Origin of the sequence: Streptococcus parasanguinis, from assembly GCF_023109675.1 — a bacterium.
Lineage (GTDB): Bacteria > Bacillota > Bacilli > Lactobacillales > Streptococcaceae > Streptococcus > Streptococcus parasanguinis_I.
Window position 1 is genome coordinate 1 of record NZ_JALDUR010000018.1, and the last position, 13630, is coordinate 13630.

Sequence of the window (13630 nt, forward strand, 5' to 3'; positions counted from 1 at the left end):
GCCCACTCAACCACTGCGTCTTGCTCGACAATCCAAAAATAATTGAGAGGCTAGGACTTTTGTCCCAGCCTCTTTTCAGTATTAGATAAACAAACTAGCGGTTAAGATCAGATAGAGCAAGAAGGTGACCAGAAATCCAGCGCGCCAGAAGTATTTGATAAATTTCGGATAATAAAAACTCTTTTTCTTTTTTAAGAAATAAATCGTTAGCCCCAAGGCCAAAAGCGAAAGACTCAAGGCTAGCAGCGGTAAGAGGCTGTGGTAAAATGCGCTGTCTGAAATCAGGTAGTACTCCAAGGCAAATAAAGGAAAGGCAATATCGGTAGATCGCCATCCTCTTTTTTGGAGTTTAAAGAGGTGAACAATGATGCCGCTCAGAATCAGCGTTAAAAAAATAAATAATACAGAAGCAACTTTGATTAACATAGCTTCATTCTATCATAAAACGAAAAAAAAGTTTACTATATTTTAATTTTTTCTTGCAAAAAAAGAGAAATCGTGTATAATAGAAAGGTATGCACAAAGCATACTTGTGGGAGGTAAAAATCTGTAATTACCGCCAAAACCACAAAGGAGGATTTAAGAAATGGCTAAAAAAGTCGAAAAACTTGTAAAATTGCAAATCCCTGCTGGTAAAGCTACTCCAGCTCCACCGGTTGGTCCAGCGCTTGGTCAAGCAGGTATCAACATCATGGGATTCACTAAAGAGTTTAACGCTCGTACAGCTGATCAAGCTGGTATGATCATCCCAGTTGTTATCACTGTTTATGAAGACAAATCATTCGATTTCGTTACAAAAACACCACCAGCTGCTGTTCTTTTGAAAAAAGCTGCAGGTGTTGAAAAAGGTTCAGGTACACCGAACAAAACGAAAGTTGCAACTGTAACTCGTGCACAAGTACAACAAATCGCTGAAACTAAGATGCCAGATTTGAACGCTGCAAACATTGAGTCTGCAATGCGTATGATCGAAGGTACTGCTCGTTCTATGGGATTCACTGTTACTGACTAATTGTAACAATCCTATTTGCCCGCAATACACTTGATCAAATGACGAGTGACGTGGGAGATGAAAATCGATATGACCACATTACAAGGAGAAAGATAAAATGGCTAAAAAAAGCAAACAACTTCGTGCTGCTCTTGAAAAAATCGACAGCACAAAAGTCTACAGCGTAGAAGAAGCTGTAGCTCTTGCAAAAGAAACTAACTTTGCAAAATTTGACGCAACTGTAGAAGTTGCTTACAACTTGAACATCGACGTGAAAAAAGCTGACCAACAAATCCGTGGTGCAATGGTATTGCCAAACGGAACTGGTAAAACAGCTCGTGTACTTGTATTTGCACGTGGTGCAAAAGCTGAAGAAGCAAAAGCAGCTGGTGCAGACTTCGTAGGTGAAGATGACCTTGTTGCGAAAATCAACGATGGTTGGTTGGACTTCGACGTTGTTATCGCTACACCTGACATGATGGCTCTTGTTGGACGTCTTGGACGTGTCCTTGGACCACGTAACTTGATGCCAAACCCTAAAACTGGTACAGTAACAATGGATGTTGCGAAAGCAGTTGAAGAGTCTAAAGGTGGTAAAATCACTTACCGTGCTGATAAAGCAGGTATCGTTCAAGCGATCATCGGTAAAGTTTCATTCGATGATACTAAATTGGTTGAAAACTTTAAAGCTTTCAACGACACAATCCAAAAAGCAAAACCAGCTACAGCTAAAGGTACTTACGTAACTAGCTTGACTTTGACTACAACTCAAGGTCCTGGTATCAAAGTGGACGTTAACTCACTTTAATTGAAATGAAAAGCTGCCCTCGGGTAGCTTTTTTTGTACTCCATTTTTATTTGCTACAGTTGGTAAAACTAATCGGATGGAAAAAAGAAAATTTTGATAGATATGACTATATAAAAAACGTAATTTATGGTAAAATAATACAGATCAAAAAAGGAGAGAGAAAATGGTAGAACCTAAGTATAAACGTATCTTAATCAAGCTATCTGGTGAGGCTCTTGCCGGCGAACGTGGTGTCGGAATCGATATCAAAACTGTCCAAAATATGGCCCAAGAAATCAAGGAAGTTCATGAACTTGGAATTGAAATTGCCTTGGTGATTGGAGGGGGAAACCTTTGGCGTGGAGAACCTGCTGCTGAAGCAGGGATGGATCGTGTCCAAGCAGACTACACAGGTATGCTTGGGACTGTCATGAACGCTCTTGTGATGGCTGATTCGCTTCAACAAGTTGGCGTGGATACCCGTGTTCAAACTGCGATTGCCATGCAACAAGTCGCAGAACCATATATCCGTGGTCGTGCCCTTCGTCACCTTGAAAAAGATCGGATCGTGATCTTTGGTGCAGGGATCGGTTCTCCTTACTTCTCAACAGATACGACCGCAGCCCTTCGTGCAGCTGAGATTGAAGCAGATGCCATTCTCATGGCCAAAAATGGGGTCGATGGTGTTTACAATGCCGATCCGAAAAAAGATGCTTCAGCTGTGAAATTTGAGGAATTGACTCACCGTGATGTGATCAATAAAGGTCTTCGCATCATGGACTCAACAGCTTCTACACTCTCCATGGACAACGACATTGACTTGGTTGTCTTTAACATGAATGAACCAGGCAATATCAAACGTGTTGTCTTTGGTGAAAATATCGGTACAACCGTATCGAATAACGTAGAAAAATAATAGAAAATAGAGGAAGATTATGGCAAACCCAATCGTAGAAAAAGCAAAAGAAAGAATGACCCAGTCTCACCAAAGTTTGGGACGTGAATTTGGTAGCATCCGTGCTGGACGTGCAAATGCAAGTCTTTTGGATCGTATTTTCGTAGAATACTACGGAGTAGAGACTCCATTGAACCAATTGGCATCTATCACCATTCCAGAGGCGCGTGTCTTGTTGATCACACCATTTGATAAATCATCTTTGAAAGACATCGAGCACAGCATCAATGCTTCTGACCTTGGTATCACTCCAGCCAACGATGGATCTGTTATCCGCTTGGTTATCCCAGCTTTGACAGAAGAAACTCGTCGTGACTTGGCAAAAGAAGTGAAAAAAGTGGGTGAAAATGCTAAAGTAGCGATCCGTAACATCCGTCGCGATGCTATGGATGAAGCGAAGAAACAAGAAAAAGCAAAAGAAATCACAGAAGATGAATTGAAAGGTCTTGAAAAAGAGATCCAAAAAGTTACGGATGACGCTGTTAAGCATGTAGATGAAATGACAGCTCATAAAGAAAAAGAATTGATGGAAGTTTAATCCATCCCAACCATTACAGGAAAGAAAGACTCAGTTGGCACTGCTGGCTGGGTTTTATTTCCATTATTCTTGTGAAGAAGCAAGAGGAAAGAAGGAAAAATGAATATGAATCTAGCAAGCTACATCATGGGAATGGTCATTGATGAAAATGATCACTTCTATTTTGTTCAGAAAGATGGCCAGACCTACGCGCTTGATAAAGCAGAAGGCCCACACCAAGTCGGAGAAAGTGTCAAGGGCTTTGCCTATACAGATATGAAGCAAAAGCTCAGACTCACGACACTTGAAGTCACAGCAACTCAAGAAAGCTTTGGCTGGGGAACGGTCACGGAAGTGCGCAAGGATTTGGGAGTCTTCGTGGATACAGGGCTTCCAGATAAGCAGATTGTTGTCTCACTAGATATCCTACCGGAGATCAAAGATCTATGGCCTAAAAAGGGCGATCGTCTCTATATTCGCTTAGAAGTTGATAAGAAAGATCGGATTTGGGGGATCTTAGCCTACCAGGAAGATTTCCAGCGTTTGGCTCGTCCAGCCTACAACAATATGCAAAACCAAAACTGGCCAGCCATTGTCTACCGCTTGAAATTGTCTGGAACCTTTGTTTACCTTCCAGAGAACAATATGCTGGGCTTTATCCACCCAAGTGAGCGCTATGCAGAACCTCGTTTGGGAGAGGTCTTAAATGCTCGCGTCATCGGTTTTCGTGAGGTGGATCGGACCTTGAATCTATCTTTGAAGCCACGCTCCTTTGAGATGTTGGAAAACGATGCCCAAATGATTTTGACCTATTTGGAAGCCAATGGAGGCTTTATGACCTTGAATGATAAGTCATCTCCAGAAGAGATCAAGGCGACTTTTGGGATTTCAAAAGGCCAGTTCAAAAAGGCTTTGGGTGGCTTGATGAAGGCTAAAAAAATCAAGCAAGACCAGTTTGGAACAGAGTTAATCTAAGAGGAGGCTTATGCGAAAATCGTTTTATACTTGGCTGATGACGGAGCGCAATCCTAAAAGTAATGCTCCTAAGGCCATTCTAGCAGATCTTGCTTTTCACGAGTCTGCTTTTCCCAAGCATACAGATGACTTCGACGAGGTCAGTCGCTATCTAGAAGAGCATGCGAGCTTTTCCTTTAATCTTGGCGATTTTGATGCGATTTGGGAAGAATACCAAGCCCACTAGAAAAGGACAGGTCGAGGATGGTTTTTTCTCGGCCTCTTTGTTATAATAATAGAAAAACACAGGTAGAGAGGTTCTTTATTTGCAAGAACATTCAGTTGAAATTACATTAACGCATCCAGACGATCTCTTTCATTTGTTTGGATCTAACGAACGCCATCTCCGTTTGATGGAGCAAGAATTTGGGGTGACTATTCATGCCCGGACAGAAATCGTCCAAATCATTGGGGAAGAAGAAACCTGCGAGCAGGTTCGTCAAGTCATCCAGGCTCTTTTGGTCCTCGTCAACCGTGGCATGACCATCGGGACGCCAGACGTGGTGACTGCCATTACCATGGTGAGAAATGGGGAATTGGATAAGTTCATCGCTCTCTATGAAGAAGAGATTATCAAGGATAGTTACGGCAAGCCCATTCGAGTTAAAACGCTTGGTCAAAAGATCTATGTCGATAGTGTCAAGAACCATGATGTCACTTTTGGGATTGGACCAGCGGGGACTGGGAAAACCTTCCTAGCAGTGACCTTGGCCGTGACTGCCCTCAAGCGTGGTCAAGTCAAGCGGATCATTTTGACCCGTCCTGCTGTAGAAGCTGGAGAGAGCCTTGGTTTCCTACCAGGGGATCTTAAAGAAAAAGTAGACCCTTATCTACGTCCGGTCTATGATGCTCTTTACCAGATTTTAGGGAAAGACCAAACAACTCGGATGATGGAGCGGGAGATTATCGAGATTGCGCCTTTGGCTTATATGCGGGGGCGGACCTTGGACGATGCCTTTGTCATCCTCGATGAAGCGCAAAATACTACCATCATGCAGATGAAGATGTTTTTGACCCGTCTTGGTTTTAATTCTAAGATGATTGTCAATGGAGATACTAGTCAGATTGACCTTCCTCGAAATGTCAAATCCGGCTTGATTGATGCTCAGGAGAAATTGAAGAACATTTCTCAAATTGACTTTGTGCATTTCTCTGCCAAGGATGTCGTTCGCCATCCAGTAGTAGCAGAAATTATCCGGGCCTACGAGCCTATTCCGAATCTGGTCCTCAAAGAAGAATCGGATGTGGAAGATGAATAAAAGAAAAGGCAAAGATCATCGGATCTTTGCCTTAAATTGACGATAAAATCATCTCCTAGCCTTTCCTTAGGTGAGAACGGAGGTTAGGTGAAATTATCCAGTGGATGATTTCAGCAATCCAAGAAGTTCTATGACTAATAATAGAGCCTAAGGTCTCAATTATTCCGAGTGCTTGAAACTAAATTGTTTCAAGCACTTTTCTCACGGCGGAAAGACTCTGAAAATGATTTAAAAAACTCAAAACAACTTGTTTTTTCCAAAACAGTTTTAATTAGTTCATATGAAAAATAAGTTGCTAATGTTTTTCGATGATAATCTTTAAATATATGATAGTTTAAACCAATTCATCAATTGGTGTGAAGTCGCGCTCTAAACCAGTAGCAACAGGTTGGCTTGTGATATGGCCTTGGTAAGTAGTGATCCCTTGGCGCAAGCCTTCGTCGAGGGCAATTGCCTTGTGGAAGCCATTGTCAGCTAGGGATTCAACATAAGGAAGGGTCACATTGGTAAGGGCGATAGTAGAGGTACGAGCGACAGCCCCTGGGATATTGGCAACAGCATAGTGGAGCACGCCATGTTTTTCGTAAACTGGCTCCGTATGCGTTGTGACACGGTCTGCTGTTTCAATAACACCACCTTGGTCAACGGCCACATCGACGATGACTGAACCGGGACGCATTTGTTTAACCATATCGTCTGTCACTAATTTAGGAGCTTTAGCCCCAGGAATCAAGACAGCTCCGATAACAACATCAGCATCACGGACGCTGGCTTCAATGTTAAATGGGTTGGACATAAGGGTTTGGATTTGATGACCAAAGACATCTTCCAGAACAGCCAAACGTTTAGCGCTGATATCTAAGATGGTCACTTGGGCACCGAGTCCAAGGGCGATACGAGCTGCGTGGGTTCCAACGACTCCACCACCGATGATAGTGACTTTCCCTTTGGGAACACCTGGCACCCCACCTAGGAGGACTCCTGATCCACCTTCTTGTTTGGTCAGGAAGTGAGCACCGATTTGCACGGCCATCCGTCCAGCCACCTCACTCATTGGCACCAAGAGAGGCAATTGTCCATCTAAGTCTCGAACGGTTTCGTAGGCTACACCAGTTGTCTTGGCTGCAACCATGGCATCTGCTAATTCAGGTGCAGCAGCCATATGCAAGTAAGTAAAGAGCAAGAGGTCTTCACGAAGGAAACCATATTCTTCAGCAAGAGGTTCTTTGACTTTGACCACCATCTCAGCGGCCCAAGCTTCTGTAGCAGTCGCAACGATAGTTGCCCCTTGCTTAGTATAATCTTCATCCGCAAAGCCAGAACCAAGTCCAGCATTTGTTTCCACCAAAACTTGATGTCCTTTCTTCACCAAGCTTTGTACGCCTGCAGGTGTCAGACCGACCCGATTTTCGTTGTTTTTAATTTCTTTTGGAATTCCAATGAGCATTTTTGCCTCCTTGCTCAGATTTAGGTGTAAAAAGGCCATTAGTGTGAGATGGCTCTCTTGACACAATGACCTTTTTACTCCTTATCCGATTGTTTTGATTGATTTTATTGTATAGAAAAGTGGGTTAAAAAGCAAGAAAAAATTGAGCTTGCCTTCCTTTAGGTTATTTGCTAAACTAATCCCTAAAGAAGGAGAGTCAAATGGAAAATTTATATGTGAAGTTGGCGGCTTATCGTGAAGTGGAGACAGAGCGTTTGTACTTGCGTCCGGTCACTCTTGAAGATGCACCGGCTATGTTTGAGTACGCTTCTGATGAGACAGTTACGCGCTATACCTTTCCAACCAATCAAAGTCTAGAAGAGACGCGTAATAATATTGCCCTCTTTTACCTAGCGAGCCCACTTGGAAGATGGGGGATCGAACTCAAAGAAAATGGAAAATTTATCGGGACGATTGATTTACTGGATTTGGATCTTTGTCTGAAAAAGGGGAGTATCGGCTATGCTCTGAATAAAGACTATTGGAACCAAGGTCTTGCGACAGAGGCTACCAAGGCAGTCGTTGCCCTGGCTTTTGAGCAGTTAGGGATGAACAAGCTCATTGCTGTTCATGATCAGGACAACCCAGCTTCTGGACGGGTGATGGCCAAATCAGGGATGAAATATTCTCACGAGGAGCCCTACGCGATGCTAGACCTGCATGAAGAAGGACGAATGGTGACGAGAGTCCATTATGTCCTCACTAAGGAAGAATATTTGGCAGAAAAAATGAGTCAGGATATTGACAAAAGACCTATCTCCATGATATAGTAGATAGGTACTGCTGGTTTAGCTCAGTCGGTAGAGCGCATCCATGGTAAGGATGAGGTCGCCGGTTCAATCCCGGCAACTAGCATAGAAAAAGAGAGAAGCTTAGAGAAGATCTAAGCTTCTTTTTTTGCGAGTCCATCTTAAAAATTTTGCTTTTTTCAATAATTTTCAAAAAAGCGTTGACAAGCAAGGAAATCCGTGGTAAAGTTAGAACAACAAAGAGAAAGGAGAAAACCATCATGAACAAAGTAGATGTTTTGATGACACAATTAAATACACAACTTCTCCAATCTCAGTTGAGTTCGATGTAAACAAAAAATGAAACCCAAGATGGAGGAGTCTGTCTTGGGTTTTTTGTATGCATTTTTACCTGCCTTAACTGAATTGGTGATAGGCATCAGAAGGCCCAAGTGTGGACTGAGACTGCTCTCAGCTCCTTGCTTGGGTTTTTCTGTGCCATTTTGAAAAGGAGAATATATGATCAGAGCTATTTTGGAGTATATCAGGGAGCGCAAGTGGCGATATGTGAAGATCGCTATGGTCCTGATTCTTTATGATTACACCTTATTGATCCCGACGCAAGTTATCCAGCGTTTAGTGGATCATTTGAGTCAGCAGACGCTGACGCAATCCAACTTTGTATGGGATATGGTCCTCTTGGTAGGATCAGCCATCCTCAATTACCTGACGGCTTTTTATTGGCAGTTGCGACTTTTTCAGTCGTCAGTCCATTTCAAGGCGACCCTTCAGGGACAAGCGTTTCGTAAGCTAGTAGCTATGCGGCGTCCCTTTTTTGAGAAATTCCGTTCAGGAGATCTCTTGACGCGGTTCACGACAGATGTGGATGGCATGGCTGATATGGCTGGTTACGGGATGATGGTGCTCCTGTTTGGCGGTGGCTTGTTTGCCTTTATTATTCCGACCATGTTTTTCATTTCTTGGCAATTAACCTTGATTTCCTTTATTCCCATGATCTTCCTCGTCGTCTCTACCTATTTTTTGAGTAGAAAGCAGGAGGAGTATGTTGAGCAAAACCGAGAAGCGGTCGCTCAGTTGAACGATGAAGTTTTGGAGTCCATCGAAGGGATCCGGGTCATGCGGGCCTATAGTAGACGGGATCAGCAGGTCAAACAGTTTCAGAAGAAAACAGCCAGTCTCTCCAAAACAGGAGACAAAATTGCTTCTATCCAGTATTCTTTTGGACCTTTAGCTCTGTTGTTTATTGGATTCTCGACGGTCTTGCTCCTGCTATTTGGAGGCCAGTCCCTGGCAAGCGGGCAGTTGAGCCTTGGTAAATTATTGGCTTTACAGCTGTATTTGGTCTTTTTAATTGAGCCTATGTGGATGATGGCGGACCTGATCTTGGTCTACCAGACAGGGCAAATGTCCTATAAAAAATTAAAAGAAGTGATTGATGAAACGGATGATCTGGAGCCAGATGGTTCTCACTACCTAGAACAGATTGATTTGGTGCAGTTTAAGGACTATTCTTTCAGCTATCCTGGTGCTGAGCGAAAGAGCCTGTCAGGCATTGATTGGACCATTCAGAAAGGACAGACGGTTGGAATTGTTGGTCGTACCGGTGCAGGAAAGACTACCCTGGTTCGACAATTCTTGCGGCAGTACCCAGTTGGTGAGGGAGAATTCTTGATCAACCAGCAACCGATCGTGGACTACAACCGACACTCCATTGAAGATAAAATTGGCTATGTTTCCCAAGAACATATTTTATTTTCCAAGTCTATCCGTGAGAATATAGCGCTTGGTAAAAAAGGAGCCAGCCAAGAAGACTTGGTAGAAGCAATAGCCCAGGCTGCTTTTGCGGATGATCTCGAGCGGATGTCTCATGGAATGGACACCTTGATCGGTGAGAAAGGGGTCTCTGTATCAGGAGGTCAAAAACAGCGGATTTCTCTGGCACGTGCCTTCTTAAGAGATGCAGAGCTCTTGCTGTTAGATGATTCCCTTTCGGCAGTAGATGCTAAGACTGAACAGGCCATTATTAACACGCTTCAAAAGGAACGAAAAGACAAGACGACCATTATTGTTTCTCATCGCTTGTCTGCTGTTCATCAGGCGGATTGGATCATCGTCTTGGATCAAGGACAGATTGTAGAAGAAGGCAGAGCTAGTGATTTATTGGCTCAAGAAGGCTGGTATTATGAACAATACCAACGGCAACAAAAACAGGAAGGAGAATAAGATGAAAGTTTTGAAACGATTATTATCTAGGATCACGCTTTATCCAACTGTCTTTCTTGCTGGCTTTATTTGCCTCTTACTAGCCACCATTTTTTCTGAATTGTCACCCTTTCTTCTCCAAAAGATGATCGATGGGCCTTTGACCGCACTGACCCACGGTGGCGGGCAAGGTGACTTGCTTCAGATGGGAGGATTTTATCTCTTGGTCTTGAGCCTGGGGCAGCTGATTAGCTACATGGGAAATCGGATCTTGCTACATGGAAGTAATCAAGTAACCGCTAGTCTGAGAGATCAAGCCTTTCAAGTCATGCAAGGGCTGCCTATTTCTTATTTTGATGATAAACCGGCTGGGAAGATCGCGACAAGAATTGTCAATGATACGGAGACCTTGCGGACCCAGTTTTATAACTCTTGTATGATTTTAGTCATTTATTTGGTTCGCTTTCTCTTTATCCTAGGGATTCTCTTTTACCTAAGTCCTATGATGGGCCTTCTCTTGTGTTTGGTCTTTCCAATTTTCTATGGGATTCAGTATCTCTACAAGGTCATGACGGACCAGCCGATGAAGGATTTCTTTGATGCGCGAAGCGAGGTCAATACCCAGGTCAATGAACTCTTGCATGGTGCCAGTATGATTCAGCTCTATCATCAAGAGCCTGGTGTGGTAGAGGAGTTTGAAGCCACTACCCAGAAGATGTTAGGAGCCAATGATCGAATCCTCTTAGCCGATTCTATTGCTTCTTGGACCTTGACGGAATTGCTCAAGTTTTTAGTGATTGCAGGCATTTTGACTATAGCTGGGATTTCTTTCCTACAGGGTAATATCGGTGTGACGGCTGGTTTCTTATTTATCAATATTAACTATGTCATTAATCTATTTGATCTCATGGCCAATCTCAGTCGTCAATTCCCAAATATTCGGCGATCCTTAGAAACGGGGAGCCGCGTCCTTGCCTTCTTGGATCAACCCTTAGAGGCCGATGGTGCATCGGAACTGAAGATAGAAAAGGCAGAAGTCGTGTTTGACGACGTTCAATTTGCCTATGAAAAAGGCAAGCCAGTTCTGCGGGATATTGCCTTTCAGGCTAGTCCAGGTCAAACCATCGCTCTTGTGGGCCATACTGGATCGGGTAAGTCTTCGATTATGAACCTGCTCTATCGTTTTTATGATCCTCAAGAAGGAGCGATTTTGATCGATGGTCAAGATATTCGCCAAGTCTCTCGTGAGAGCCTACGAAGCCATATGGGGATTGTTCTGCAGGATCCTTATCTATTTACAGGGACCATTGCTAGTAATGTGGCCATGAGTCAGGATCACATTGATCGGGATGCGGTTCAAGATGCCTTGAAAAAAGTCGGGGCTTGGCCCTTTGTAGAGCGCCTTGAAAAGGGAATCGACCATCCAGTCGTAGAAAAAGGATCCGCCTTTTCAAGTGGCGAACGCCAATTGATTTCCTTTGCGCGGACGCTCTATATGAATCCGCAAATTCTGATTTTGGATGAGGCAACTTCTCACATTGATACGGAAACAGAAGAAATCATCCAGAAGGCTATGGCAGTCCTGCAAATGGGCCGGACCACCTTCATCATTGCCCATCGCTTGTCCACTATTCAAGATGCGGATCAGATCTTAGTCTTATCCGAAGGACGTATTGTGGAACGTGGTAGACACGAGGAACTAGTCGCACAAGGCGGGATCTATGCCCAGATGAATGCTATCCAGCAAACAGTGGTGTAAGATTGTCCTGCAAAGAATAAGATTGAAAACCAGCCTGTATCTAGTATATAGGCTGGTTTTATGCTATAATGAAGTGATAATAGTGAGGTGATCCAGATGTATATTGAAATGGTAGATGAGACTGGTCAAGTCTCTGACGAAATCTTAAAACAAACGCAAGAAATTTTAGAATTTGCTGCTCAAAAAATTGGGAAAGAAGACAAGGAAATGGCTGTGACTTTTGTAACCAATGAACGCAGTCATGAACTAAATCTTGAATACCGTGATACGGATCGTCCGACGGATGTCATCAGTTTAGAATACAAGCCAGAGATGGAGATTTCTTTTGACGAGGAAGACCTTACAGAAAATCCAGAATTGGCAGAGATGATGGCTGAGTTCGATACCTATATTGGTGAGCTCTTTATTTCAATTGATAAGGCGCGTGAGCAAGCTGAAGAATATGGCCACAGCTTTGAGCGCGAAATGGGATTTTTAGCAGTGCATGGTTTTCTTCACATCAATGGCTATGATCACTATACGCCGGAAGAAGAAAAGGAAATGTTTGGCTTACAGGAAGAGATTTTGACAGCCTATGGACTCACAAGACAATAAGCGAAAATGGAAAAATCGGGACTTCACTTCAAGCCTGGAGTTTGCGATAACAGGAATTTTCACTGCGATCAAAGAAGAGCGCAATATGCGCAAGCATGCCTTATCAGCCCTCGTAGCAATTCTTGCTGGTTTGGTATTTAGGATTTCTGCGACAGAATGGCTCTTTTTATTGCTCAGCATCACCTTGGTGATTGCTTTTGAGATTATGAATTCAGCCATTGAAAATGTGGTGGATTTAGCTAGTAACTACCATTTCTCCATGTTGGCAAAAAATGCTAAAGACATGGCAGCTGGAGCAGTCCTGGTCGTATCAGGTTTTGCCCTACTAACAGGACTGGTGATTTTTGTGCCCAAATTCTGGGCCTTAGTATTTGGATAAGAGGGAGCAAGCCCTCATGAAAGGATAATATGACATTTAAATCAGGCTTTGTAGCCATTTTAGGACGTCCAAATGTTGGGAAGTCAACTTTTTTGAACCACGTCATGGGGCAAAAGATTGCCATCATGAGTGACAAGGCGCAGACAACGCGCAATAAGATTATGGGGATTTATACGACGGATAAGGAACAGATCGTCTTTATCGATACCCCAGGGATTCACAAACCCAAGACAGCCCTTGGAGACTTCATGGTGGAGTCGGCCTATAGCACCCTTCGAGAAGTGGATACCGTTCTCTTTATGGTGCCAGCAGACGAGCCACGTGGGAAAGGCGATGATATGATTATCGAACGCCTCAAGGCTGCTAAGGTGCCGGTTATTCTGGTGGTCAATAAGATCGACAAGGTGCACCCTGACCAACTTTTGGCGCAAATCGATGACTTCCGTAGTCAGATGGATTTCAAGGAAATCGTGCCGATTTCAGCCCTCCAAGGAAACAATGTTTCGCGTTTGATTGATATTTTGAGCGAAAACTTAGAAGAAGGTTTCCAATATTTCCCTGCTGACCAAATTACTGACCACCCAGAGCGTTTCTTGGTCTCTGAAATGATCCGTGAAAAGGTCTTGCACTTGACGCGGGAAGAAATTCCCCACTCTGTTGCCGTGGTCGTGGATTCTATGAAGCGGGATGAAGAAACCGATAAGGTCCATATTCGTGCAACCATCATGGTCGAGCGCGATAGCCAAAAAGGCATTGTCATCGGAAAAGGTGGCGCCATGCTCAAGAAGATTGGAACCCTTGCGCGTAAGGATATCGAGCTCATGCTAGGGGACAAAGTCTTCCTAGAAACCTGGGTCAAGGTCAAGAAAAATTGGCGGGATAAGAAATTAGACCTAGCTGATTTCGGATACAACGAAAAAGAATATTAAGAAGAGGTG

General features: G+C 43.5%; 15 protein-coding genes and 1 tRNA gene. 14 read left to right on the forward strand and 2 right to left on the reverse strand.

Annotation, left to right across the window (positions count from 1 at the left end; translation table 11 throughout):
• Positions 1-81: 81 nt before the first annotated feature.
• A complete protein-coding gene (locus M1G14_RS09870; RefSeq protein ID WP_013903943.1) occupies positions 82-426 on the reverse strand; it encodes a DUF3397 family protein in 345 nt (114 codons plus the stop codon).
• Between the two features lie 160 nt (positions 427-586).
• Here M1G14_RS09870 and rplK point away from each other — a divergent pair, with 160 nt between their 5' ends.
• The 7 genes from rplK (at position 587) to M1G14_RS09905 (ending at position 5523) form a co-directional block, all read left to right on the forward strand.
• On the forward strand, positions 587-1012 hold the full coding sequence (gene rplK / locus M1G14_RS09875; protein WP_003005369.1) for a 50S ribosomal protein L11: 426 nt from the start codon (positions 587-589) through the stop codon (positions 1010-1012).
• A gap of 97 nt (positions 1013-1109) precedes the next feature.
• Complete coding sequence (rplA, locus tag M1G14_RS09880) at positions 1110-1799, forward strand: 50S ribosomal protein L1 (protein ID WP_003005355.1); 690 nt, start codon at positions 1110-1112, stop codon at positions 1797-1799.
• A 163-nt stretch (positions 1800-1962) separates the two neighbouring features.
• On the forward strand, positions 1963-2694 hold the full coding sequence (gene pyrH / locus M1G14_RS09885) for a UMP kinase (RefSeq protein WP_003005706.1): 732 nt from the start codon (positions 1963-1965) through the stop codon (positions 2692-2694).
• A 19-nt stretch (positions 2695-2713) separates the two neighbouring features.
• Positions 2714-3271: a ribosome recycling factor gene (gene frr / locus M1G14_RS09890; RefSeq protein ID WP_003005165.1), complete on the forward strand. Its 558-nt coding sequence runs from the start codon at positions 2714-2716 to the stop codon at positions 3269-3271.
• Positions 3272-3370: 99 nt separating this feature from the next.
• On the forward strand, positions 3371-4225 hold the full coding sequence (cvfB, locus tag M1G14_RS09895) for a CvfB family protein (protein ID WP_247926556.1): 855 nt from the start codon (positions 3371-3373) through the stop codon (positions 4223-4225).
• 10 nt (positions 4226-4235) lie between these two features.
• Positions 4236-4451 carry a YozE family protein gene (locus M1G14_RS09900; protein ID WP_003005127.1) on the forward strand — a complete coding sequence of 72 codons (216 nt, stop codon included), beginning with the start codon at positions 4236-4238 and terminating at the stop codon, positions 4449-4451.
• Between the two features lie 79 nt (positions 4452-4530).
• The gene (locus tag M1G14_RS09905) at positions 4531-5523 is read left to right on the forward strand and encodes a PhoH family protein (RefSeq protein ID WP_247926557.1); all 993 of its coding nucleotides are present in this window, start codon (positions 4531-4533) and stop codon (positions 5521-5523) included.
• A gap of 334 nt (positions 5524-5857) precedes the next feature.
• On the opposite strand, the gene ald is transcribed toward M1G14_RS09905, so the two are convergent.
• Entirely contained in the window at positions 5858-6970 is a 1113-nt protein-coding gene (gene ald / locus M1G14_RS09910) for an alanine dehydrogenase (protein ID WP_247926558.1), read from the reverse strand.
• 200 nt (positions 6971-7170) lie between these two features.
• On the opposite strand from ald, the gene M1G14_RS09915 reads away from it, so the two are divergent.
• From M1G14_RS09915 to era, 7 genes are all read left to right on the forward strand, one after another.
• Positions 7171-7779: a GNAT family N-acetyltransferase gene (locus M1G14_RS09915; protein WP_247926559.1), complete on the forward strand. Its 609-nt coding sequence runs from the start codon at positions 7171-7173 to the stop codon at positions 7777-7779.
• 12 nt (positions 7780-7791) lie between these two features.
• Positions 7792-7864: transfer RNA gene (locus M1G14_RS09920), tRNA-Thr, on the forward strand.
• Between the two features lie 392 nt (positions 7865-8256).
• The gene (tetA(46), locus tag M1G14_RS09925) at positions 8257-9981 is read left to right on the forward strand and encodes a tetracycline efflux ABC transporter Tet(46) subunit A (protein WP_247926560.1); all 1725 of its coding nucleotides are present in this window, start codon (positions 8257-8259) and stop codon (positions 9979-9981) included.
• A gap of 1 nt (position 9982) precedes the next feature.
• On the forward strand, positions 9983-11719 hold the full coding sequence (tetB(46), locus tag M1G14_RS09930; protein ID WP_247926561.1) for a tetracycline efflux ABC transporter Tet(46) subunit B: 1737 nt from the start codon (positions 9983-9985) through the stop codon (positions 11717-11719).
• Between the two features lie 96 nt (positions 11720-11815).
• Positions 11816-12313 (forward strand): rRNA maturation RNase YbeY, encoded by a 498-nt coding sequence (gene ybeY / locus M1G14_RS09935; protein WP_003008205.1) that lies wholly within the window; start codon positions 11816-11818, stop codon positions 12311-12313.
• Entirely contained in the window at positions 12294-12692 is a 399-nt protein-coding gene (locus M1G14_RS09940; RefSeq protein ID WP_003008202.1) for a diacylglycerol kinase family protein, read from the forward strand. The genes ybeY and M1G14_RS09940 overlap by 20 nt, the downstream gene beginning before the upstream one ends.
• 29 nt (positions 12693-12721) lie before the next feature.
• Positions 12722-13621: a GTPase Era gene (gene era, locus M1G14_RS09945; RefSeq protein ID WP_003004993.1), complete on the forward strand. Its 900-nt coding sequence runs from the start codon at positions 12722-12724 to the stop codon at positions 13619-13621.
• The last annotated feature ends 9 nt before the right edge of the window (positions 13622-13630 follow it).

Excerpts from the sequence above, each read along its gene's own strand:
- M1G14_RS09870 (WP_013903943.1), bottom strand. The coding sequence starts at position 426 with ATGTTAATCAAAGTTGCTTCTGTATTATTTATTTTTTTAACGCTGATT.
- rplK (WP_003005369.1), top strand. The coding sequence starts at position 587 with ATGGCTAAAAAAGTCGAAAAACTTGTAAAATTGCAAATCCCTGCTGGT.
- rplA (WP_003005355.1), top strand. The coding sequence starts at position 1,110 with ATGGCTAAAAAAAGCAAACAACTTCGTGCTGCTCTTGAAAAAATCGAC.
- pyrH (WP_003005706.1), top strand. The coding sequence starts at position 1,963 with ATGGTAGAACCTAAGTATAAACGTATCTTAATCAAGCTATCTGGTGAG.
- frr (WP_003005165.1), top strand. The coding sequence starts at position 2,714 with ATGGCAAACCCAATCGTAGAAAAAGCAAAAGAAAGAATGACCCAGTCT.
- cvfB (WP_247926556.1), top strand. The coding sequence starts at position 3,371 with ATGAATATGAATCTAGCAAGCTACATCATGGGAATGGTCATTGATGAA.
- M1G14_RS09900 (WP_003005127.1), top strand. The coding sequence starts at position 4,236 with ATGCGAAAATCGTTTTATACTTGGCTGATGACGGAGCGCAATCCTAAA.
- ald (WP_247926558.1), bottom strand. The coding sequence starts at position 6,970 with ATGCTCATTGGAATTCCAAAAGAAATTAAAAACAACGAAAATCGGGTC.
- M1G14_RS09915 (WP_247926559.1), top strand. The coding sequence starts at position 7,171 with ATGGAAAATTTATATGTGAAGTTGGCGGCTTATCGTGAAGTGGAGACA.
- ybeY (WP_003008205.1), top strand. The coding sequence starts at position 11,816 with ATGTATATTGAAATGGTAGATGAGACTGGTCAAGTCTCTGACGAAATC.
- M1G14_RS09940 (WP_003008202.1), top strand. The coding sequence starts at position 12,294 with ATGGACTCACAAGACAATAAGCGAAAATGGAAAAATCGGGACTTCACT.
- era (WP_003004993.1), top strand. The coding sequence starts at position 12,722 with ATGACATTTAAATCAGGCTTTGTAGCCATTTTAGGACGTCCAAATGTT.